Genomic DNA, 23,308 nt, shown 5'->3' on the forward strand with positions numbered 1-23,308 from the left:
TCTAGCTTAACCAAACACGCATCATAGACAAAAGTTTGTCTACTTCAACGGGTTTGGAAATATAGTCATTGGCTCCTGCCTCGAGACATTTTTCCCGGTCATTCTTCATCGCCTTCGCCGTAAGCGCAATAATGGGCAAACTCTGATACTGCCGCTGTTTTCGTATCTCCCGCATTGCCTCATAACCATCCATTTGAGGCATCATGATGTCCATTAGAACAATATCAATATCCGGCATTTCATCCAGCTTTCTCAAAACCTCTACTCCATTCGACGCAATTTCCACCCGCATGTCATAAGATTGTATGGCCGTAGACAGCGCAAATACGTTTCGCATATCATCATCCGCAACTAGCACGCATTTACCCGACAGCGCCTTCTCCAGCGTAGAATTATCTTTTAACAAGTCCCCCGCAAAATTCGCTGTCACGGCCGAATTCCCTTTGGTTCTTATCTTATGCATGAACAGGTTTACCTCATCCAGGATACGGTCATTTGACTTTGCACTTTTAAGAACCATCGCATTCGTATGCTTCATAATTATGCCCATCGTTTTCTCGTCAAGCTCCATGGCTGTATTGATAACCACCGGCACCTCCGCAAGTCGCTCGTCGGTCTTTATTTTTTCCAGAAGCTCCACACCTGACATATCTGGCAGATGCAGATCAAGGATCAGACAATCAAACTCCCCGTCACTTTCCAATATATCAATCGCCTGCTGTCCGTTGTAAGCCTGCTTTACCTCGATACCCTTATCCACCAATACCGCCGTTAACGCGTCGCTCTGCACCTGCACATCCTCCACAAGCAGCACCCGCTTTAGCTTCAACTGTCCGCTGCTGCTTAACAAAACGTCAAACGCTTCGTCCAACTGGTCTTTATCGATCGGTTTTCGAAGGAACCCAATTGCACCCTCCTGTCGGGCTCTGAGAGTTGACTCATCGCGGGCAGACATCAGATGTACTGGAATCCAGTTCGTAGCCTTATCATTTTTCAATTCTTTTAAGACTGTCCAGCCGTCCATACCCGGCAGCATGATGTCCAGAACAATGGCGTCCGGCTGATACCCACGGGCCATACTCAGGCCATTAGTTCCGCTATAAGCCACCATCGGTACAAATCCGCGTTCTCTGGCGTAATCTTCCAAAATCTCCGAAAATGACACGTCATCTTCGATAATCAGCAACCTGGGTGTCTGGCCGGCATGGGCGGTCGTAATATCTTCCGCTCTTGGAAATTGCAAAGCCTCTACTGAACTTTCAACAGGACTTGTCTCTGCTGCGGGCGAGGGCGAAGGTTGATGTCCATTTCCGGAAACCGGAAGATAAAGCGTGAAAGTGCTACCCTGGTTAAGTTCGCTTTCCACCCTGATCTCTCCTCCCAGCAAGTTGCAAAGCTCCCGGCAGATGGACAGGCCCAAACCGGTACCCCCATGCTTCCTGCTGATCGACCCGTCTGCCTGTTGAAAGGCCTCAAATACTATCTTCTGCTGCTCCCTGCTCATACCAATACCCGTATCCCGAACATCAAATCGTATCGCACCCGATTCGTCCTGACGAAGCACCTCATTTTCAAAATCCTGCCCTTTTAAAATATGCGACACCTTCACACTAACCTGGCCTCCTTCAGATGTAAACTTAAAAGCATTTGACAGGAGATTCTTCACGATTTGTTCTACCCTCTGTTTATCAGAAACAAACTGTATGGGCGTATTCGGATCAATATCGAAAACAAAGGCGATCTTTTTTGAAGCTGCAACATGGTTAAACAGCTGCTGCAAGTCATACCTCAGATCCTCAGTCTTCACCTCTTCCCACTGAATATCCAGTTTGCCCGACTCAATTTTAGATAAGTCCAGAATATCATTGATCAGATTTAAAAGGTCGGTTCCGGCATTGTGTATAACGCTGGCATAACGAACCTGATCAGATGTCAGCGTCTTTTGTTTGTCCTCACTCAATATCTTAGCCAGGATGAGAATACTGTTCAGCGGCGTCCGCAGTTCATGGCTCATGTTCGCCAGAAACTCCGATTTATATTTGCTGCTTTGCTCGAGTTCCTTAGCCTTTACCCTTATCCCCTCGTTAGCCAGCTCAACAGCAGCGTTTCTTTCTTTAAGCATCGCCGCCTTTTCTTCGAGCTCTGTATTTGTCTGCCTCAGCTCCTCCTGCTGCACACGCAGCTCTTCCTCCGAAACCTGCAGTTGCTGAGTTTTTGCCGTGAGCTCCTCATTTGCAGCCATCAACTCTTCTGTCTGAACTTCGAGCTGCTCCGACTGGTAACTGGTCTGCTCATAAAGAGCTTTAAGCTGGGCCCGGGATTGCGCAGATTTCACAGCCACAGCTATCCCATCCACTATTTGTTGGATAAACTCCAGTTTCAAATCTGTAACTCCTTCGCTGTAGCCAATTTCGATCACTCCGATCAGTTCATCCTCGAACAACACGGGCTGAAGAATAATCGACCGGAGCTTGACATCACCGATCCCAATACGGACAGACAGTTGATCCTCCTTAATCTCACTGATTACTACACCCTTCTTTGACAAAGCTACCTGACCCAGCATACCTTCACCGATCTGATAGGTAGCCTGCTTCATGGGATAAGCGTAGGCACCAGCCAGATACAAACTACCTCCCTGAAGGAGATAAAATGAGCCAAGCTGAGCACCGCTATATTCGGCCAACTCTCCTATTACGCTCCCAGCCAGTTCATCAACATTTTGCATCCCGCGCATACACACCTCGATGCGTTCAGAGCCGCTTAACATCCAGTGTTTCTTACTGTTCTCCTCTCCAATTCTGTTCAACTTTGCGTTGGCTTCCCTTACGTTAGCCTCTATCTGCTTCTGCCGTCTGAAAGTCGTCTTAATGTAGCGGAACAAGATCAACAAGAGACCCAGCACAACGAAGCAGCCGCCAAGCACGATAACCACCGTTCGCCGCATACTGTTCGCTGTAGCGTCCTCCCGCTCACGCATCAGGTTTTCCTCTATCGCCGATATCCTTTTGGTAAAATCCCTTACAGCATCCATATGAGTTTTAGCCGACAGAAACTGCTCACGCATGTCACGCTCTTTGCCGCCCTCGACTGAATCGTATGCAGCTATTATCGCGTCCATATCGGCTATTTTAAGCGAGGCATAGTAATACAGGGAATCGACATTTTTCACCTGTTCAGGATTATCAGCAACCAGGTCCCTCAAATGTTCAATCGAGGGAATAATCAGCACTGAACTGCGCTTGTACTGCGTGCCCAGGCTCTCGATCCCCGTTAATGCATACCCACGCTGAGCACTCTCAGCGGTAGTAACCTGAGACACTATCAGCTCGTTCACCTGAAACACCTCGCTGGAATGACGCAGCCACTCGGCATCTTCTTTCTGATCTTCCATGCTCACATAAGAAAGAATGGCTACGATAAACAGGATAATAAGCGTTGATATAAAGCCGGTAAGGACTTGCTGTTGGAACGAAAATTTCTTAAACATGAGCTAATGGATACAATGAATAAAGATAGTATTTCAATTTCCAAACCAAAACTCTTTGTCCGCTGTACTGTTATTCGATGAAACCTTTACGACTCAAAATAATACGATGGAAAACCAAAATGAAAAATCAATAGCAAACCTTAAACATCTGCTGTCGATCTGTAACGACGGTAAAGAAGGCTATAAAACAGCAGCTGAAGATGCAGACTCTCCTGAACTGAAGACACTCTTTTCGATGTATTCCATACAGCGGGCCGAGTATGAAATGCAGCTGAAGAAAGCCATACATCAGCTGGGCGGTGACCCTGATAATGAAACAGGAGGACCGGTTGGTGCATTGCACCGGGTCTGGATGGACATCAAGACCGCATTTACCAAGAACGACGACAAAGCTATTTTGAGCGCATGTCTGACAGGAGAGCACTCTGCGCTCGAAGCTTACGACAAAGAATTGCAAGACACGGGCATCAGTCCCGAAATCATCGAAATCATCGCTGAACAACGCAATGGAATTTCTGACTGTATAAAAAATGTCGAATCACTTAAAACCCAGTACTCTTCCTGATCTGCTTTTACCGATTCGACTGATAAAAGGGTACAGAATGTCTCATTCTGTGCCCTTTTATTAACAATTTCATAGCAGTAACCCCCACTTTTGTTATTTTTGCCCAACAGCACATCAATCGACGCTCACATTATGGCAAACATACTATTAGTGGAGGACGATACCACATTCTCTCTCATTCTCGAAAACTTTTTGAAAAAAAAAGGCCATACCGTCCAGATATGCCATACACTAAAAACAGGCCTAAAATCACTGGAGCAGAATACTTATGACCTTCTTCTGCTCGACTACCGTCTTCCCGACGGCAATGGCCTGGAGGTCATGAGCACCGCCCGCGAGAAAACTCCGAACATACCCTCTATCATCATGACCAGCTTCCATGATGTGAGAACCGCAGTACGGGCGATACGCTCGGGTGCATATGATTTCATTACCAAGCCAGTCAATCCAGACGAGCTGGAGATGGTGCTAAACGAAGCTTTAAACCGCAAGCAAAGCGCCCCCGAAATACAGAAAAAAGCAGAAGTCTCTACCTTCATACAAGGAAGCAGTCTCGAATCCAAAAAGCTGCAAAATTACATTGAACTGGTGGGGCCCACAGACATGTCGGTCATCATCCAGGGAGAAAGCGGCACCGGAAAGGAGTACGTTGCAAACTCCATCCATAAAGCCAGCAAAAGGGCTGAGCGCCCCTTCGTGGCCATTGACTGCGGATCTCTATCCAGAGAACTGTCCGCAAGCGAATTATTCGGACATGTTAAGGGTGCTTTTACCGGCGCTTTGCTCGACAAAAAAGGCCAGTTCGAAGCTGCCGACGGCGGTACGCTCTTTCTTGATGAGATCGGAAACTTAAGCTACGAAGTGCAAATCCAATTGCTGCGTGCTATTCAGGAACGCGTAATCCAGCCTATCGGAAGCAATAAGCAGATAAAAGTCGACGTGCGCATCATTGCAGCTACCAACGACGATCTTCTCAACAGCGTATCCCGTGGAGAGTTCCGGGAAGATCTCTATCACAGGCTGAACGAATTTAAAATTCATGTGCCCGCACTTCGAAATCGTGAACACGACCTTCAGGTATTTTTATACCACTTTATCAATCTGGCAAACGCAGAGCTCGACAGAAACGTAAAGACGCTTTCCACAGAGGTGGCAACTATCTTTCAAACCTACGACTGGCCCGGTAACCTCCGCGAACTTAAGAACGTGATTAAGCGAATGGTCCTCCTGACACGCGGCGAAGAAGCCGGCATTGAGTCGCTACCAGATGAAATGATCGCCTCACTGAATCAGGTTCCCAAACCATCAGGCACTGATCTCAAAGCGTTGAATGAAGCCAATGAAAAAGAGCTGATAAAAGAAACACTCAGAAAAGTTCGCTACAACAAAACCCAGGCCGCTAAGCTGCTGAATATCGACAGAACTACCCTTTACAATAAAATGGAGAAGTATCAGATCGAATAGATCTCCTGCGTAAGCGACTCCAGCTGTTCCAACAGCTTGTGCACCCGCTGTTCCTGCGTCCTGTCAATTGGCTCACCCTGGTGCAAGAGCAGTTCTTCTGCGCGGAATGCGGCACCCAATGATCTCGCGCCAAGCTGAGACGTTCTTCCCGCCAGCCTGTGGAGAAGGAGCGTAAGCTCATCCCTGTTCTGCGCCTTCAGTGCTTCGGTTATGATACCCGCGTCCTTACGGTTATCCTCGCAAAAGCGCTCCAGAATCTGCTTCAGCATTTCTTCATCACCGAATGCCATCTTTTCAATCATAGAGAGATCAATAACATCCTGAGGGGCTTGTTCTGTGGTGTCGACTTCCGCCGACAACTGGCCTCTGAGCAATCCGGTGAGGTCAGTTTCTCTGAATGGTTTCATCAGAAGAGCATCAAATCCCTGCTCCAGTATGGAAGCGCGCTCTTCCGGAAGTGCCTGTGCCGTCAGAGCCACGATCCTGACATGATCAGACAATCTCTGCCTCATACGGCGGCATAGCTCCGTACCGTTCATTTCCGGCATACGGATATCCATCATAATAAGAGACAGATCTTCCGCAATAGGCTCTTCCAAAAGTTGAGATGGCAAACTAAAAGCCTTATATCTAACATGATGCTTGTCCAGTAAGTTACAACACAATTGCAGGATGAAAGGGTCATCATCAACCAGCCAAACAAGTCCTCTGAAATTCTCACTCTTCCCAATCTGCTGTTCTGTAAGCTTTTTGTTCTCTTTCGGAACAGTATAACGCAGATTCAATGTAAAGCTGGTACCCTCGCCCAGTACGCTCTTCACATCAATTGTTCCCCCCTGGCCTTCAACCAGCGTCTTCACGATACTCAAGCCCAAACCTGTTCCATTTTCATTAGTAGGGACATAGTTACCAGCCTGCTCAAATTCAGTAAAAATCCGTTTAATATCTTCTTCGGAGATGCCCATTCCGGTATCCGTCACTTCGATGGTAAGGTAGGCCTTTCTCTTCACAATCCGATTGGTCACTGTCAAAGTCACCTCCCCCTGGCTAGTAAACTTCACGGCATTACCCACCACGTTTATTAAGATTTGCTTGAGACGGAAGGGATCTCCTATCAGTAAATCTGATCCGATGATACTATTATTCATCCGTATGTTCAAACCCTTACGCTCTGCCTGGGGCGTTATGATCGTCACCACTTCATCCATCACCTCGCTGATATTGAAAATACTCCGGTGAAATTTGAATTTTCCGGATACTATCCTGCTGTAATCAAGCACCTCATTGACTATATGAAGCAAGTGAATGGCCGAATTGTATATCGCTTTAAGGTTCTTTTTGTCAACTTTTTCCTGATCCTGAAGTTGCTCCGCATAGCCGATGATGGATTGCAGTGGCGTCCTGATCTCATGACTCATGCTCGACAAAAACCGCTGCTTCGCCTGACCATGGTATTCCGCTTCATCTCTGGCCAACTCCAGTTCCTGCCGATAGCGGTTACTTTTCCCTATATCGGTCAGGATCATGTAAGCAAAAACCGCTGTGATGAACAGAAAGATCAACATGATCATCTCTATACGGTTCGCACTGTGATTCACAACTTCCTGAGCCCTCAGATTACTCAGCTCGACCTGGCTGATTACGTCCTTCTCCACCTGTTGTAAAACATCCAGGATCTGATTGATCAGGATGTTTCCGGCATTAGCAAGCTCAATTTCCTGACTGATAAAGAGGTCACTCCTCTGGCGCTGCCGGAGAGCGAGCGTTTTTACCGCATTCTCCATTTCCTGAACAACGCTGTCCGTATTTACTCTGGCAAGCGTATCGATGGTAATGTTAATCTCTTCCTGAACAACCGCCGCCGCAGTGTCCGCTTTTTTCTTGCCAAACAGACGGTTAAAGAAGCCTCGGTCCCTCTCCTCCTTCTGCGCAGGAATCGTTGTCGTAGAATGTGTCTGCTCCGTCTTCACAATGGTACTATCCATCTCCGAGGAACTGCGACTGATCAATCCTGTTAGCGAATTGATTTGTGAAGAAAAAGCCTTCCCATTTACCAGACCCTCCCTTACACGCAGATAAGTCGTAAAAAGACTGTCGCGTTTCTTCAACAGGTCCTTCATTTTATTGATCTGTTCAATCTGCAGCTTATCTCCGCTATACAACCGCTTAAGCGTGTCCATTTTCGAGCGAAGAGAATCCGACTCTTTGAAAAATGACTTATATGATCCCGGATTTTGGAAACTCTGACTGCGCTGAAACTGGTCCAGCTTAGTAATATCCCGAAACAATTGATTGACAACAAGAAGCTTTTCATCCGGGGCAGAAACAGATTGTACCGTCGTCAGCATTTCCCTGAACGCTACCTTACTAACCGTCCAGGCAAGAACCAGCGCCACGAAGCCCAGCAGGAAGGCAATGATCACCTTTCCCTTCAGCGATTTAGTAAAGGAACTTTGCCGTAGATAGCTCATGCGTTTATGTTAACTCCTGTTTACCCGCTCCGGATGTTTCGCAGCGTAGTCCATGATGATATTTCGAATATAATCATTAGAAGGATACAGTTCCAAAAAAGGCGCGACTGCGTCCGCATCAGAAAGATCCATATCACTGGAAACGTAACCCATTCCATGAAGGTGCCCCGCGTTCATTCTGATGACACCCTTTTCCCCATCAGTACGACCATTGTCAACCAGAAGGAAAGAAGGAAGCATGACTTTGATCTCGCTGATGGCCCCTTTAGCACGCAAATTGTAATCTGATGAAGGTTCAGCTCCACGGCAGGCTCCGCGACAAGCTGCATCCTCCGCAAGCTCCGGACATATTCCCTTACGGGATACAAAACACAGATGCGGACAAAGCTCAAACTGATGGATCAGCTTTTGCAATAAACTGTAACCTTCCGATACTCTATTAAAGCTGTACAAAGGCGCAGAATTTTTGCGTTTCTTATCAATAACCAGGCGCAGGTATCCCAGCTGATCCTCATAAGCATAAAGACCGAAAGCAGGCTCATAACGCTTCATAGCCCGGTTATTAGCAGGCCAGAGACGCTTAATTTCCGAAGCTTCCAGAATCAGCGCCATCAGCTCCGTACCACAGGCGCGGTAGCTCACCGAGAAAATATTTCTAAGAAACTCCTGTCTTTGCCTGCCAAATTTATTCCCGGTAAAATGCGACCAGACTCGCTTCTTCAGATTCACTGCCTTTCCCACATAAATTACGGTTCCTTTACTGTCTTTGAAATAATAAACTCCCGGCGTCTTAGGCAAAGAATCAATATCGGCTTTACGTAAATTTGGAGGCAGCTGCTGTTCACTGGTCCGCCCGTTCAGAAAACCAGCGACATGTCCTTCCTGATCATTCATCAGCAACATCCGGAATAACTCAGCGGTCGCTTCCGCATCGCCAGACGCTCTATGCCGGTCCGTCGCAGCAATCTGAAGGCTATGACAAAGTTTACCAAGACTGTAGGACGGCATTCCCGGAAAAATTTTCCTTCCAAGGCGGATCGTACAGAGCTTTTTGCACTGGAGATCATACCCGGCACGGGATAGATGGTATTTTATAAAAGAATAATCGAAATTGACGTTATGCGCAACGAAGATATTAGCGCTGAGGATTTCATAAACTTCTGGCGCGATCACATGAAAAGGCGGAGCTTCCTGCACCATTTCATTGCTTATTCCCGTCAGCGTCTGAATAAAGTAGGGTATTGGAACCCCTGGATTCACAAGAGAATGAAACCTTTTAAATATTGTATGGCCATCATACACGACAATGGCTATGTCTGTAATGCCATTTGCTGAAGCATGCCCCCCCGTCGTCTCAATATCCACAATCGCGTACATGCACAAAAATACTAAATACTAACATATTTAGTGAATGGCAAATCATCAATTAACAGTTTATGCAAGGCGCATAAACTGTTAAAAAAATATTTTTAGTAGGATCCGGCGTCGCGTCCACCTTTCTGGTAGCCACCTTTGCTGAATGAACCGCCACGGTCTCCGCCAAAGCCACCAGGTCTGCGTCCACCATTTGGTTTCTCTTCAGCCTGTGTCACTGCGATCGCTCGTCCAAAGATTTCCAATCCATTTAAATCTTCAATGGCTTTTTTCGCCTGCTCATCATCGGGCATTTCAACAAATCCAAAGCCTTTCTTTCTTCCTGTCTCTTTGTCCAGAACAAGTTTTACTGAAGATACTTCGCCGTATTCTTCAAAAGTCTCCCTGATATCGTTTTCTTCCAATTTAAAGGGCAGACTAGCAACAAAAATTTTCATCGTAATTAAGTATTTGAGTTAACCGGTATAGGTAAATAGTTATTTAAAGCTGGAGGTATTTTTGATAATTTATTGTTCTTCAGATATGTTTAAATTCTGTTACAATATAGGAAGAATTTCAGTGAAAAGAATTTTTTTTTAAAAACACAAAAAAATGCGATAATTAGTGACAATATGCACAATAGCAATCCCTTACGCTAGTCAAAATTTCGCTAAAAGTTCGGTTTGAGAACATATTTTTCATAGAATCTGACGATGTGTTCTGCTGCTTCTTCTGCGGTATCCACCAGTCGGTACAGATTTAAGTCATCTGCGCTGATATTTTTTTCTTCCAGCATTTGATTCTTGACCCAGTCCATCAAGGGTTCCCAATAATCTTTCCCAACCAGAACGATAGGAAAGCGTGCTATCTTGCCGGTCTGGATCAGTGTTATAGCCTCAAACAGTTCGTCCATTGTTCCAAACCCACCGGGCAAAACGATATATCCCTGAGAGTATTTCATAAACATGACCTTACGCACGAAGAAATAATCAAATTCCAGAAGCTTATCCCGGTCTATGTATTTATTATGAAATTGCTCAAACGGAAGTTCTATATTCAAACCCACAGACTTACCACCAGCCTCATAGGCACCCTTATTAGCTGCTTCCATGATACCAGGCCCTCCGCCCGAGATAACACCGTATCCGCTCTCGGTTAGCAGGCGGGCAGTGTCTTCTGCCAGCTTATAGTATTTGCTTCCCTGTGGCGTCCTGGCCGATCCAAAGATAGATACACAGGGCCCAATTTTAGCCAGCTTCTCGAAGCCGTCTACAAACTCTGCCATTATCTTAAATATCTGCCAGGAGTCTGTAACCTTTATTTCCTGCCAGTTCTTATTTTCAAAAGCGTTCCTTATTTTGTCGTCTCCAATCATCTTCTTAGTACATATTAAAACCTAAATATACACGCATTCTTAATATTTCAACTCCATCCGTAACTTAGCAACATGAATTTCTCATCACGTCTGCTCGAAAATGCGGTTAACGAATTTTCAAAGCTTCCCGGCATAGGTCAAAAAACTGCGCTCAGGCTCGTTCTTCATTTGCTCAACCAACAAGCAGACGACGTGAATCGTTTTAGTGAATCGATCCTAAAGCTGAAAAAAGAAATACAGTATTGTAAAATATGTGGTAACATCTCAGATGCCGATACTTGTTCAGTATGTCAGGCGCCGAAGCGCGACAAGTCGCTGATCTGTCTCGTCGAGGATACCCGCGATGTCATGGCCATTGAAAACACGAATCAATATAATGGTGTGTACCACGTGCTGGGCGGATTAATATCCCCCATGGATGGCATAGGCCCTTCGCAGCTAAACATCGGGGCACTGGTTGACCGGGTACGGGAAGGTACGGTTCAGGAAGTGATCCTGGCGCTTAGTGCCACTATGGAAGGCGACACCACCATTTTTTATATTTACAAAAAGTTAAAGGACTTCCCTATCAAAGTAAGTACCATTGCCCGCGGAATAGCCTTCGGTGGAGAAATTGAGTACGCAGATGAAATTACGCTTGCACGATCCATCGCTACCCGGGTACCTTACGGAGTTTAATAATCATCCATTAAAGCAGAACACCTTGAACCTGAAAAATAAAACGGTTATTATCACAGGCGCCTCTTCCGGCATCGGCAAATCCTGTGCAGAAGAATTCGCGCGACAGGGCGCTAACCTCGTACTGGGAGCCCGCAAGTATGTCGACCTTTGCAAAATCGCTAGCGAAATAGAACAACAATACGGCGTTAAAGCTGTCGCCGTCCAATGCGACGTATCGATTGAAGCTGACTGCAAACACCTCAGCGACCAGGCTTTGCTCACCTTCGGACGCATCGACATCCTGATCAATAATGCCGGAATAAGCATGCGGGCACTTTTCAAGGATCTCGACCTGGTCGTCATTCGTAATCTAATGGACGTTAATTTCTGGGGGACCGTCTACTGCACGAAATATGCATTGCCCGAACTGCTGAAATCGAAAGGCTCTGTTGTAGGTATCTCGTCCATTGCAGGATACCGCGGACTACCCGGCCGCACCGGATATTCAGCCTCCAAGTTCGCCATGAATGGATTCCTGGAGGCTCTGAGAGTAGAGAACCTGAAAACCGGACTACACGTTATGATCGCAGCTCCAGGCTTCACGGCATCCAATATCCGCAACACTGCACTGTCTAAAGACGGCGAGCAGCATGGCGAAACCAGTATGGATGAAGGAAAAATGATGAGTGCAGAAGAAGTAGCCAGAACGATCGTCGATGGCGTAATTAAACGTAAACGGACACTAATCATGACGGGCCAGGGCAAACTTGCCGTCCTAATGAATAAGCTCATACCCGCTTGGGTTGATAAAAAGGTGTACGAGCTTTTCACCAAAGAGAAGAACGCCCTGATCAAATAAAACTTAAGGGTTATCGTACTGATCTGTCGAATCCAGATCAGATACTATAACCCTTAAGCTCCTCTTTATCGTAACCCCCTGTACAGTCCATACAAGCGTCGGCATAAGCGTTATACTCATCATAAGCTGCTCCGGGTTGACCGAACAACGTAATGATACGGTCGATCCTGATCCGAACACCGCTATCAAGAAAAAGATATAACCCTTCCCCCGGAAGATCCTTCATATCTACGATCGTACCCTGCCGTTCACAAAGTCCCTGCCGACAGAAATAGATGATCTTTCCAGTCCTGCCGTCGTTAATTCGTTCCTCAACTATCTCCCGGTATTCCCATGGAACCGGTAAATAGTCAGGTGCCAATGATTCTTGTTTGATATTCATGACATGCCTTTCAGTTAGTTGATCTCGCTCCTGTCTTTGAAGCTCCTGACTCAAAGTTACAAAAAGAAATCTTACAACCTATCAGCGTTTTGAGCGTCAAACTTCTCAAATGAAGCTCACTAAATCAGCTTCGCAGTCGTCTTCTTAAGATCGCGGCTTCTCCCAATTTCCTTTCCGTCAGCATAGATTCTCAATCCCTTGCCTTTCCCATATTTGGTTCCGGTCTTGTCCCATAATATAGTCAGGATCTTACCATGATATGATACCTTATCCAGACAGAACCAATCCCATTGACCGGCAGGAATTAGCGGACTAATCTCCACAACATTATCAGCCCTTGGTTTCAGGCCAACCAGGTCATTGATCACCAGATCAGCAAATCCCGAGTGATTGTAAAATTCGCTGCGAGGATCATCGCCTTTTAACCATTCCCCTGTCTTCTCATCCTGATACTCGCCCAGATAGATCTTTCCGCCCAGAGATGGAAACTTATGAGACATAGCATATTTGCGAAACTGATCATAAAACACTTGCTTAGTCATCCTACCATGATGCTTATAGTTGTTCAGCAAATTGGATAGACCCTTCAACGTTTGAGTTGTGGCATAAGGCCATATCGCTCCGTCCCACTCGCAGCTACTACCGGTTCCATGAGTACGGAAAAGCGGGTGGCGTCTTTCAGCAGTCGTAAGTCCCCATGGAGCATCAAATCCGGCGGTATCAATCAGCTGATTCCACTGCTCAGCATATTTCGCTTCATCGCGTGGCAAGTTAAAATACCATGGAATAAAGCCGATCGCTTCCCGCGCATCACAGAAACCTCCCTTTTCGTACTGAACCTTAAAGAACTTGGCATCATCGTCCCATAGCTGTTCGTGCACAAGTTTCTCCAATTCCGTAGCTTTCTTATTGTAGATTTTTTTCAAAGTATCGTTCTTTGCTATAGCCGACATAGCAACCAGCGCCTTTGCATTCCCATACATATAGCTATTGATGGTAGGTCTTATATTCTTCACCTTGCGTCCACCACTAATCGACTCCTCCATAGCATCCCTCACGTCATATTGCCAGAACATTTGATTGGGCAGTTGCTTCGCTTGCTCCCAGCGGATATAGTCCTTGTGAAGATCAGGCAGGAGTTTCTGAATAAATGACTTATCCTGATTAACGAGGTAGCGATTGTAGACAGCATCATCTATCCAGCTACTGAAAGCATGAAACCGCGATTTAGTATGCACCGGATCTACATAAAACCAAAACGATATATAATCCTCCATATAGGCGGGATTTAGCAACCAGCGCCCCTCGTTGATATGATGGCCTAGTCCGCTGCTTATAGTATTATGCTTTCCGGCGTGGTTGGCGGGTGTAATAAACTCCGTAAACACATAACCGTCCTCCGTTTTCTTCAGGTGCTTCCGGTAAGCCCACCAACGGAAATAATACACCTTTTGAATGGCCGAATCCGGACAATCAAACAAAGGAATATTGCGGGACAACCATTCAAAAGACTCCGCATTAGGAACAAAGTTCTTAACACCTTCCTTATCCTCGGCGTTAAAGCTCTTAACATATTTGTTTAGCTTTTCCGTGTTAAGCACATAACTCTTTTGAGCAAATAAACGCTGAACAAAACACGAACAGAAAACAACAATGGCAACTGATATTTTTAAATTCATTCTATAACTTTTATATTTCACTTATTCATCTATCTCTGATTTCGTTTCCACGGATGTTCTTTTGCCCTTATCGAACATCAACTCCCGTACAATCTTACCCTCAACATCCCATTCCGTTGCCGGACCGTGCGCAGATAAGCCCCACCATACAGACTCTGTTCTTTTCTTTCCGTTAGACCAGTAGTTGGTCCATACATCCGTTCCGAAAGGCGTGTGCTCAAGTGTCCATTTTATTTTTCCGTTGCGATCCCAGTAGCTTTCAGTGCCTTTGATCGCTCCATTATGGAACGTCGCTTCATATTGCTTAGTGCCATCTTCGTAGAACCAGGACTCCTTACCATGCAACACAAAGCCAGTTTTGCCCAGCCAGCCACCGGAGGTGATTCTGGTTTTTCCATTCGGATATTTCTCAGTAATCGTTTGAATCTCCCCGGTTCTCTGGCCCGGCAGGTGATTGACTTCTGCGGTATAATCTGAAAGGATCCAGGCTTCGTTCAGTGCAAAATGCATAGACGGCTTTCCTTTGGAAGTCATCAAATGAATAACACCATTCTCCGATTGTGTAATGGCAGAATACCCTACAGTCCCAAAACCGTGCTGAGGCTTCGTTCCACCTTTCACTACTCCACGCCAATCGTTGTGCTCAGGCGCCATCACGAGATTCTTGATCTTCCAGGTCTGCCCCTCATCATCAGATAAAGCCACATACGATCCGCGCTCTTCAATAGCTGCCGGCGGAGGAGTTTTCATCATTCTGATGTCCTGATAATCGCCTGTAAAAAACAGCCTGCCGCTCTTCAATCGCATAATCGAAGGGCGCTGATTACTTCCCAGGGCAGCAAAAGGAGTCTTGACGCCTTCAGTCCAGGTCTTTCCGTTATCCGAGGAATAGTTCTTAGGCATATAGCCGTCAATATCCGAGTTCTTCCCGCCCATCGATAAAATCCGATTGTCTTTCAAAAGAACAAATGTGGAGTGCCTTCCACTGGTCCTTCCCCGTGTGTCATACCAGGTCTTTCCATTATCTGAACTAGCCCATAAGAACGATTCCGCTTCTACGCCATCGCTACCAAAATAGATAGTACCATCAGGTCCCCGGAAAGCACTGTTGATAGGTTGAGCAGTAAATGTCCCCACCTCTCCTTTAATAAGAGGTGTCTTCAACTCACTCCAGGTAACGCCGTTATCCTTTGACGTCGCAAACACGAAGGGAAGATCGCCTAAACCCCGGCCACCGCCGAAGAACCACAACGTTCCGTTATCATTCCAGAGTAAAGCAGCCTGGTCATTCAAGGTTGCTCTATCATAAAACAACTCCGTCATATCCCACTGCTCGGCGCCATTACGTAGTCGTGTAACAACCATACTCGTGTTAGTGGCGGCTTCACTTTTCAAGCGAGATGATGAAAATCCAATAAGCAAGACGTCGCCGTTCGGACAAGCCACAAACCCACTGCTGTGAACTTTCCCCTGTATAGCATGATGAAGTCCGCTTGCCCTGATATCCACTGGCATAGTCAAATCAGGAGGACTCGCAACCACCTGCCGCGCCTTAAAATACGGTTTAGACATATCCGGTCCCTTGCCGGCTAACGCAGTGCTTTGCTTAACACCCTGAAGAGGGAAGCTAGCTGTGTAGATCAGCGGTTTACTCTTAGGCAACGCAGCCTGCACCACGCGGAATCCGACAAAATGCGGACTCAAGCCTGTGCTCCCCGCAGCCGGGCAATCCGGTTGCATAGATGCCCTATTCGATGCACGGTAGTAAACAGCGTCCTTTTCCGGATGAAACTCCACAGAAGTGCCTTCCAGTTCACTCGTATGAGCAGCGCCACCTCTTATCACCTTTGAGAATCCCTTATCATAACCAACAGGGTTCATTTGAGGAGATTCCGGATAATCACCATGCCAGTCATAACACCACTCCGCTACCCCAGAATGCATGTTCTTGATTCCCCAGGGATTGGTATCGTTTGCCGGAACCTGATCACCAGACCAGAAAACGGTCTGACTGCCGCTACGACAAACAAACTCCCATTCTGCCTCTGTTGGCAAGCGGTAGGGTTTTCCCTCTTTTTTACTTAACCATTCACAAAAAGCCGTCGCCTCATTCCAGCTTATCCCCGAAACATAAGGATTGAACAATCCCCTGTCTTTATATTCCTTTCTGAACTGACGAAACTGCTCCACCGTAACCTCCGTTTCCGAGATATAAAAAGGATAGTTAATGGAAACCTGATGAACAGGAAGCTCGTCATAATACGGCGCATCTTTCGAATAATCCGTTTTCTTCCCGAGATCAAATTTCGTGTTGATAGCACCCATTTTAAACGTGCCGGGCTGAACAGACACCATTTTCATTCCAAGGCTGTTAGAAACAACGCGGGATTTATTCTTAGTGGATTTAGTAGCCTGATTCTTCTGCTCTGTAGTTTGAGCATTCAGACTAACGGAGGTCTGTAGAGCCAGTAGCATCAAAGAGGCATAACCTAGTAATGGGTTCATTTAATTAAGTGTTAGTTGGTTAATGGTAATGGTGTAAGAGGAATAATTCTTTGTAATCGTTTACATTCAAAGCTAAGAACATTTTTCAAAGCGACAAGACCGAAACTATTATGTTACACGTGGGTACTTTCAAACAGCCTCTACCGTTGCACGGCTTTTTGCAATTTGGCCAACTTAAATCCAGGACACATGCTTGTAAGTCAATCTGTAATAACAGACATCAAGGCTATCATTGCTACCGCTAAGAAAAAGCTATTCGTTCAGTAGACCACATGATGTATTGGCAGATCGGGCAGCGTATTTTTGAAGAAGAACCGCAAGGAAAGACCGTGCCGATTATGGTAAATATCTAACGGAATTTCTATCCGAACAGTTGGAACCTGAGTATGGAAGCAGTTTTTCTAAACGTCAGATAGAACTCTTTCGCCAATTTTACAGAACATTCACAATTGCGAACCCAGTGCGTTCGCAATTGGGCTGGACACACTACCAAATGCTTATACGCCTTGATAGTCAAGATCAAAGAGATTTTTATATTGCTGAGGCCATCAAGAATAATTGGACTACCCGGCAGCTAGAGCGGCAAATTCACAGTAGCTTATGGGAACGTCCACTGATGAGCAATGATCGGGCGAGTGTATTGTCTGTTGCCCGAAATGAAAAGCAGCCATCAGATGCGAAGGAAATCATCAAAGGCACAAATGATCTTACTCAAGAGAATGAGATCAAAGGTGTTCTTTTATGAGCTCATTTAAGGTAAATTTGAGCCTATTAAAGCATATATTTGAGCTTAAACATGCCGCAAAATCCTATTTCGTTCAGACATATATCAGGGAACGCTCTACGTACGGTAAATAACTTGGTTTTATTCCTCTTCGCGAAACCATATCAATTTTATGATTGAAAAGGTCCTCAAACTCCTGAGCCAGGCGGATGTAGTCAAACCCATCTATCCTGCCTTTGAAATCGACAAGAATGTCAATATCGCTATTCTCATTGTTATCTCCTCGCGCAAAAGAGCCGAAAAGGCCGAGTTCCGATAGCGGATATTTGGCATACAAAGCCGATTTGTGTTCTTTCAGAATAGCTATAATTTCGTTCTTTGTATACGACATAATTATTTTCAATTACAACTGTATGCGTTACAAAGTTAGCTAAAGGAACAAACAATTAAAAGGGCCTCCCCTTCTACCCCTCAACAGGCTGTTGACTTATTACTTTACCTTCGTTTTTCAAAAAGTCAAGAGCCTGTTGACTTTTATTGTCTCAATACTTCTTAATCTGCAACAGGTTGTTGCAGATTTGCCGCAGATCGTAGCGATCAACGCGATGAAAACAGAACCCGCTTCCCTATTGGTATGACTGCTTTATCAACACGCTGTTTAACCCCTCTTTCCGGCACTTTAGCATTTACCCCCATTCTTCGTTCCTGATCCCGTAGCAGCCTGTTACCTTCGTAACACATGTTGCATATAGACTCTCCCCTTAGTTCCTGCGCCTCTGTGAGTGTCATATTCACCGGACCCGCAGGATATTCTCCCGGTTCTTCCGCGTGGAAAGCAGCGATAATCGAACATGGACTGAACTCCTTGCTGTTTAGCAATACATAGCCTTCTTCCATCCGGGTTTCGCTATAAGCCAGCAGCGACACACTGAGCATCAGCAGCTGATCGGGTTCCGGCAGGGTTTCAAAGCGGATTTCCCGGGCCTCCAGCTGAGCCTGCCAACGAAACTCCACATCTTTCACTTCCAGATATTCATAGTACTCCTTCCTGAAATTGAAGCCGATCAGGCTGAAACGGATCTTGTATTTACTCACCGGTTTACTGATGCTTAGCGGTACCCTCAGGTCGGTTTTGGCGTTCAAAGCTCCCATGAAAACGCTTAGGCGACCCTCTTCATCCCGCTCTACCCGCTGACTGACCTGCAGTACTTCGCTCAGCCGGCTCTTCATATTGAAGTCCATCCCGATGAGGCTCTCCAGGTCCGCATCATGCAAGTCGCGCTGACCAACGCTTCCGCGTAAGCTATTGCGAAGACCCCGGTACACCAGCTGTGTGCTGCGGCTGACCGCCTCGCCATCCCGGTGCACATAGGCCGGCTCAAAGGCCTGCCTTATCACTGCCGCCGTGGTACTGGAAAGACCGAACTCGGTGGAGGCCTGGATGCTTGCGCTGGTCTGTTCGAATTTGCGGGGTTTCCCCTGGATGATGTTCAATTCGCGGTAGCCGCGATAGATGACGGAACCTGCCTTGCCGCGAACGATTCCTTTCTTGTCTACTTTTGCCATAACCTTGTTTGATTTAGAGAACAAGGTAGCGCGGCAGAAAACCTGTGACGATTTTTTTGCCAAAATCGACAAAATTTTATGGAATTTTTAAAAAAACGTACCTCAAAAGCAGTCAAGCCTCGCTTAGGCTGAGCTTAGTACTTCTTTATATGAAGAGCTATATGTACTGATGAAAGCCAGTGATAAGTCCGACCTTAAGTTCATCAGGTCGGACTTATCACGGCACAAAGTCTGCACATTATCGCCCGAATACAACCGTGGTTAAAAACCGCCACCTAACAAGGTCCGAAATAAATTGCCCTACCATCTTTTTATATCTGAAACATTTTACCATATTTGTAATACAGGTATGAAGACAAATACTATACATAAGCTTTGGTGGTGGCAAATCGGTCAATCGTAAGGGCAAACTGTATATGTATATTTTTATAAAAAGAAAATAAACAGGGTTGCCCGGCAGGCAACCTTTTTTTTGTCCTGCCGGGGGACAGAAAAGACAATAAATGAAACAGATACTCAACCGCTTATTCGAGCACAAAACGTTTAATTCCCGGGAGGCCAAAGAAATTCTTACCAATATCACCACAGGGAAATATAATTCATCACAAATGGCTGCCTTTATGACGGCGTATTGTATGAGAAGCATGACTGTCGAGGAGCTGCAAGGCTTCAGAGATGCGATGCTCGACCTCTGCCTGGATCCCCAGCTGGGGCAATACAAACTGGTTGACCTCTGTGGCACCGGTGGTGATGGTAAAGATACCTTCAACATCTCGACACTGGCATCTTTCGTCGTGGCGGGAGCTGGTTATCAAGTCGCCAAACACGGCAATTATGGAGTATCTTCAGGCTGTGGGTCGTCCAACGTCATGGAGTACCTGGGTTGCAAATTCAGCAATGACCCGTCTTTCCTGCAAAAAAGCGTAGAACAGGCAGGCATCTGTTTCCTCCATGCGCCCCTTTTCCATTCGGCAATGAAGAATGTGGCCCCTATCCGCAAGGAGTTGGGCGTGAAAACGTTCTTCAATATGCTGGGACCCATGGTTAATCCGGCGAATCCGGCTTATCAGGTGGTAGGTGTATTTAGCCTGGAAATAGCTCGTCTTTATGCATACCTGTACCAGAAATCGGATAAACAATATACCATCATTCATGCCCTTGACGGATATGATGAGATCTCGCTGACCGGCAGTTTTAAGACCTTCAGCAACAGTGGTGAACAAATATATACGCTCGAAAAGATCGGGTTTGAGAAGATTGATGCTGCTGCCATCGGTGGCGGAAGCACGGTTGAAGACTCAGCAAAAATATTCACAGAAGTGATTAACGGTCGTGGCACGAGGGAACAAAACAATGTGGTGTTGGCGAACGCTGCTCTTGCTATTAAAACCATCTGTCCGGAGAAGTCGTTTGCCGACAGTTTCTACGAAGCGGAGGAAGCGCTCCTGTCTAAAAAGGCACTCAAAAGCTTTAATACTTTAATTAGCCTGAACTAATGGCGGAAAGCGACAACATAGCTGCTCGTCCGTTTAAGATTAAAGTCTGCGGAATGAAAGATGCTCACAACATCCCGGAGGTGGCTTCTTTGTCGCCGGATTACCTGGGCTTCATCTTTTACGCGCCATCGGCAAGGTACGCTGCTGAGGTTGATCCTCAAATCTTGCGGAATCTTCCGGCCGGCATCAAAAAGACGGGGGTGTTTGTAAATGAGGTAGCTGAACAGATCAAATACTGGGTCGACAAAATGGGCTTGGATGCTGTGCAGCTGCATGGAGCCGAATCGCCTGCCTTTTGCAGGGAGATAGGCCTTCTGAATGTCGAAACAATTAAAGCTTTCGGAGTAGACGAGCATTTTGACTTCAAGACACTCGACGAATACACCGACAGCGTAGACTATTTCCTTTTTGACACCAAAACCCCGGCACATGGCGGATCGGGAAAGTTATTCGACTGGAAACTTCTGCAGCAAAACAAAACGACCAAACCGTTCTTCTTAAGCGGGGGGATCGATATTCAACATCTGGATGAAATACGGCAGATCGACGACAGCCGTTTATATGCTATAGATGTGAACAGCCGGTTTGAAATATCCCCCGGAATGAAGGACTACAAAAAATTAGAAGCGATATTTAAATAGACATTATGAGCTATCAAGTAAATGAAAAAGGTTATTACGGCGTATTTGGCGGAGCTTACATCCCCGAAATGCTGTATCCGAATGTCAAGGAACTGAGAGAAAAATATCTGGAATATATTCAGGACCCTAAATTTCAGGAGGAATATCTGCAGTTGTTGAAAGACTATGTAGGACGCCCTTCTCCGCTTTATCTGGCAGAGCGTCTGTCGGCTAAATACGGTGCGAAAATATACCTGAAACGCGAAGACCTGAACCATACCGGTGCCCATAAGATCAATAATACGGTAGGTCAGATCCTTTTGGCGGAACGCCTGGGTAAAAAGCGTATCATTGCTGAAACCGGGGCGGGCCAGCATGGTGTGGCGACGGCTACGGTATGTGCGCTGAAAGGTCTGGAGTGCATCGTTTACATGGGTGCGGTCGACATCGAGCGTCAGGCTCCTAACGTGGCACGTATGAAGATGATGGGTGCTACGGTGATCCCGGCAACTTCGGGAAGCCAGACATTGAAAGATGCTACGAATGAGGCTTTGCGCGACTGGATCAACAATCCTACGGATACGCACTATATCATCGGATCTGTGGTAGGTCCTCATCCTTACCCGGATATGGTGGCTCGTTTTCAGTCGATCATCTCCGAAGAAACGAAATGGCAGCTGCTGGAGAAGACGGGAACATCGAGTCCGGATTACGTTCTGGCCTGCGTAGGCGGAGGCAGCAATGCGATGGGGATGTTCTACCATTTTCTGGACGATGAGCACGCCAAGCTGATCGCTATAGAAGCTGCCGGAAAGGGAGTTAACACCGGTGAGTCTGCTGCAACGACTTTGCTTGGAAAAGAAGGGGTGCTTCACGGAAGCCGCTCTATCGTGATGCAGACAGAAGACGGACAAGTAGTTGAGCCTTACTCGATTTCTGCCGGCCTGGATTATCCGGGTATCGGGCCTCAGCATGCTCACCTTCACACGTCTAAGCGTGCGCTTTATGTGAGCATCACGGATGATGAGGCTATGCAGGCTGGTTTGGAACTGGCTAAGCTGGAAGGCATTATTCCGGCTATCGAAAGCTCGCATGCGCTGGCCTACCTTTCTAAAATGGAATTTAAAGGCGATGAGACGGTTGTGGTTTGCCTGTCGGGCAGAGGCGACAAGGATCTGAGTACATATATGACCTATTTCGGACTATAATGAATAGAATAAACAAGCTTTTTGAACAAAAGAACAAATCGGTACTATCTATATATTTCACGGCGGGTTATCCTGCCTTAAATGACACGCTTGATATTGCTGAGGCTTTGGAAAAGGCGGGAGCTGACTTCCTCGAGATAGGTATCCCCTACTCAGATCCTCTGGCAGACGGCCCGGTGATTCAAAACAGTTCGTTAACTTCCATCAGTAACGGAATGACCATTAAGGTATTGCTGGAGCAGCTTAAAGATCTGCGCAAGCGGGTAAGCATTCCGGTGTTTCTGATGGGTTATTTTAACCCGGTGTTACAATACGGGGTCGAGCGTTTCTGTGAAGCCTGCTCCGAGGTGGGTGTTGACGGAATGATCATCCCCGATCTGCCGATGTATGAATACGAAGAGCTTTATCAGGACTGCTTTAAGAAGCATAACTTGAGCAACGTCTTCCTGATAACCCCGCAAACTTCTGACGAGCGGATTCGCCATATTGATGAGCTGACCAATGGGTTTATTTACTTACTGTCATCTGCTTCAACAACGGGCAAGAACCTCGATCTGTCTTTAAAGACAGATGAATACTTCAGCAGGATCAAAAATATGAACCTGAAGAATCCGGCCATTGTTGGCTTCGGTATCTCGGATCATGCGAGCTTTAGCAAAGCGAGTGAGTACGCTCACGGTGCAATTGTTGGGACAGCGTTTGTAAAGCTCCTTGCCACAGAAAATTACCAGGAAAAAATCCCGGCATTCATTCAGTCACTGAAGAACCCTGCCTGATAAATCCAAGCGGTTTTACACGGGCAAATAACCCTTGTAAAACCGCTTGATATACTGAAGCCAAATTTCGCAGATCCTCCAAAACAAATCGACGCTTTATTGATTAACTTTTTGA

At 46.3% G+C, this 23,308-nt stretch carries 19 protein-coding genes; 9 read left to right on the forward strand and 10 right to left on the reverse strand.

What is annotated here, in order from left to right; translation table 11 throughout:
* Position 1: 1 nt before the first annotated feature.
* Positions 2-3,490 (reverse strand): hybrid sensor histidine kinase/response regulator, encoded by a 3,489-nt coding sequence (locus tag B0I27_RS13315; protein ID WP_106294157.1) that lies wholly within the window; start codon positions 3,488-3,490, stop codon positions 2-4.
* Positions 3,491-3,596: 106 nt separating this feature from the next.
* Here B0I27_RS13315 and B0I27_RS13320 point away from each other — a divergent pair, with 106 nt between their 5' ends.
* Both B0I27_RS13320 and B0I27_RS13325 read left to right on the forward strand, forming a co-directional pair.
* Positions 3,597-4,055 carry a ferritin-like domain-containing protein gene (locus B0I27_RS13320; RefSeq protein WP_106294159.1) on the forward strand — a complete coding sequence of 153 codons (459 nt, stop codon included), beginning with the start codon at positions 3,597-3,599 and terminating at the stop codon, positions 4,053-4,055.
* 132 nt (positions 4,056-4,187) lie between these two features.
* The gene (locus tag B0I27_RS13325) at positions 4,188-5,519 is read left to right on the forward strand and encodes a sigma-54-dependent transcriptional regulator (RefSeq protein WP_106294161.1); all 1,332 of its coding nucleotides are present in this window, start codon (positions 4,188-4,190) and stop codon (positions 5,517-5,519) included.
* On the opposite strand, the gene B0I27_RS13330 is transcribed toward B0I27_RS13325, so the two are convergent.
* The 4 genes from B0I27_RS13330 to B0I27_RS13345 all read right to left on the reverse strand — a co-directional run bounded on the left by B0I27_RS13330 (position 5,507) and on the right by B0I27_RS13345 (position 10,718).
* Positions 5,507-7,990, reverse strand: a complete 2,484-nt coding sequence (locus B0I27_RS13330) for a hybrid sensor histidine kinase/response regulator (RefSeq protein WP_106294163.1) — start codon at positions 7,988-7,990, stop codon at positions 5,507-5,509. The two genes, B0I27_RS13325 and B0I27_RS13330, sit on opposite strands and share 13 nt — an antisense overlap.
* 9 nt (positions 7,991-7,999) lie before the next feature.
* Positions 8,000-9,367 carry an exonuclease domain-containing protein gene (locus B0I27_RS13335; RefSeq protein ID WP_106294165.1) on the reverse strand — a complete coding sequence of 456 codons (1,368 nt, stop codon included), beginning with the start codon at positions 9,365-9,367 and terminating at the stop codon, positions 8,000-8,002.
* A gap of 92 nt (positions 9,368-9,459) precedes the next feature.
* Positions 9,460-9,801, reverse strand: coding sequence for an RNA recognition motif domain-containing protein (locus B0I27_RS13340; RefSeq protein WP_106294167.1), 342 nt, complete (start codon positions 9,799-9,801; stop codon positions 9,460-9,462).
* 212 nt (positions 9,802-10,013) lie between these two features.
* Positions 10,014-10,718 (reverse strand): LOG family protein, encoded by a 705-nt coding sequence (locus B0I27_RS13345; protein WP_106294169.1) that lies wholly within the window; start codon positions 10,716-10,718, stop codon positions 10,014-10,016.
* Positions 10,719-10,790: 72 nt separating this feature from the next.
* On the opposite strand from B0I27_RS13345, the gene recR reads away from it, so the two are divergent.
* Positions 10,791-11,396 carry a recombination mediator RecR gene (gene recR, locus B0I27_RS13350; protein WP_106294171.1) on the forward strand — a complete coding sequence of 202 codons (606 nt, stop codon included), beginning with the start codon at positions 10,791-10,793 and terminating at the stop codon, positions 11,394-11,396.
* Between the two features lie 25 nt (positions 11,397-11,421).
* The gene (locus tag B0I27_RS13355) at positions 11,422-12,237 is read left to right on the forward strand and encodes an SDR family oxidoreductase (protein ID WP_106294174.1); all 816 of its coding nucleotides are present in this window, start codon (positions 11,422-11,424) and stop codon (positions 12,235-12,237) included.
* Positions 12,238-12,274: 37 nt separating this feature from the next.
* Here B0I27_RS13355 and B0I27_RS13360 read toward each other — a convergent pair whose 3' ends face one another.
* From B0I27_RS13360 to B0I27_RS13370, 3 genes are all read right to left on the reverse strand, one after another.
* Positions 12,275-12,619 (reverse strand): hypothetical protein, encoded by a 345-nt coding sequence (locus B0I27_RS13360; RefSeq protein ID WP_106294256.1) that lies wholly within the window; start codon positions 12,617-12,619, stop codon positions 12,275-12,277.
* Between the two features lie 119 nt (positions 12,620-12,738).
* Entirely contained in the window at positions 12,739-14,298 is a 1,560-nt protein-coding gene (locus B0I27_RS13365; RefSeq protein WP_146133137.1) for an MGH1-like glycoside hydrolase domain-containing protein, read from the reverse strand.
* A gap of 21 nt (positions 14,299-14,319) precedes the next feature.
* Complete coding sequence (locus tag B0I27_RS13370; protein WP_106294179.1) at positions 14,320-16,803, reverse strand: SUMF1/EgtB/PvdO family nonheme iron enzyme; 2,484 nt, start codon at positions 16,801-16,803, stop codon at positions 14,320-14,322.
* A gap of 373 nt (positions 16,804-17,176) precedes the next feature.
* Between B0I27_RS13370 and B0I27_RS13375 the strand changes: the two genes are divergently transcribed.
* A complete protein-coding gene (locus B0I27_RS13375) occupies positions 17,177-17,548 on the forward strand; it encodes a DUF1016 N-terminal domain-containing protein (protein WP_245925514.1) in 372 nt (123 codons plus the stop codon).
* A gap of 73 nt (positions 17,549-17,621) precedes the next feature.
* Here the strand turns inward: B0I27_RS13375 and B0I27_RS13380 are convergent, their stop codons facing one another.
* Both B0I27_RS13380 and B0I27_RS13385 read right to left on the reverse strand, forming a co-directional pair.
* Positions 17,622-17,918: a nucleotidyltransferase family protein gene (locus tag B0I27_RS13380; RefSeq protein WP_106294181.1), complete on the reverse strand. Its 297-nt coding sequence runs from the start codon at positions 17,916-17,918 to the stop codon at positions 17,622-17,624.
* A gap of 206 nt (positions 17,919-18,124) precedes the next feature.
* Positions 18,125-19,093 (reverse strand): hypothetical protein, encoded by a 969-nt coding sequence (locus B0I27_RS13385; protein WP_106294183.1) that lies wholly within the window; start codon positions 19,091-19,093, stop codon positions 18,125-18,127.
* 503 nt (positions 19,094-19,596) lie between these two features.
* On the opposite strand from B0I27_RS13385, the gene trpD reads away from it, so the two are divergent.
* The 4 genes from trpD to trpA are packed head-to-tail and all read left to right on the forward strand — an operon-like array spanning position 19,597 to position 23,193.
* Complete coding sequence (gene trpD, locus B0I27_RS13390) at positions 19,597-20,589, forward strand: anthranilate phosphoribosyltransferase (protein WP_106294185.1); 993 nt, start codon at positions 19,597-19,599, stop codon at positions 20,587-20,589.
* Positions 20,589-21,230: a phosphoribosylanthranilate isomerase gene (locus B0I27_RS13395; RefSeq protein ID WP_245925515.1), complete on the forward strand. Its 642-nt coding sequence runs from the start codon at positions 20,589-20,591 to the stop codon at positions 21,228-21,230. The genes trpD and B0I27_RS13395 overlap by 1 nt, the downstream gene beginning before the upstream one ends.
* A 5-nt stretch (positions 21,231-21,235) precedes the next feature.
* Complete coding sequence (gene trpB, locus B0I27_RS13400; protein WP_181276782.1) at positions 21,236-22,417, forward strand: tryptophan synthase subunit beta; 1,182 nt, start codon at positions 21,236-21,238, stop codon at positions 22,415-22,417.
* Positions 22,417-23,193 (forward strand): tryptophan synthase subunit alpha, encoded by a 777-nt coding sequence (trpA, locus tag B0I27_RS13405; RefSeq protein WP_106294189.1) that lies wholly within the window; start codon positions 22,417-22,419, stop codon positions 23,191-23,193. Before trpB ends, trpA begins: the two co-directional genes overlap by 1 nt.
* Positions 23,194-23,308 lie beyond the last annotated feature (115 nt).

Source organism: Arcticibacter pallidicorallinus (assembly GCF_003002875.1).
In the GTDB taxonomy this organism is placed as follows: Bacteria; Bacteroidota; Bacteroidia; order Sphingobacteriales; family Sphingobacteriaceae; genus Arcticibacter; species Arcticibacter pallidicorallinus.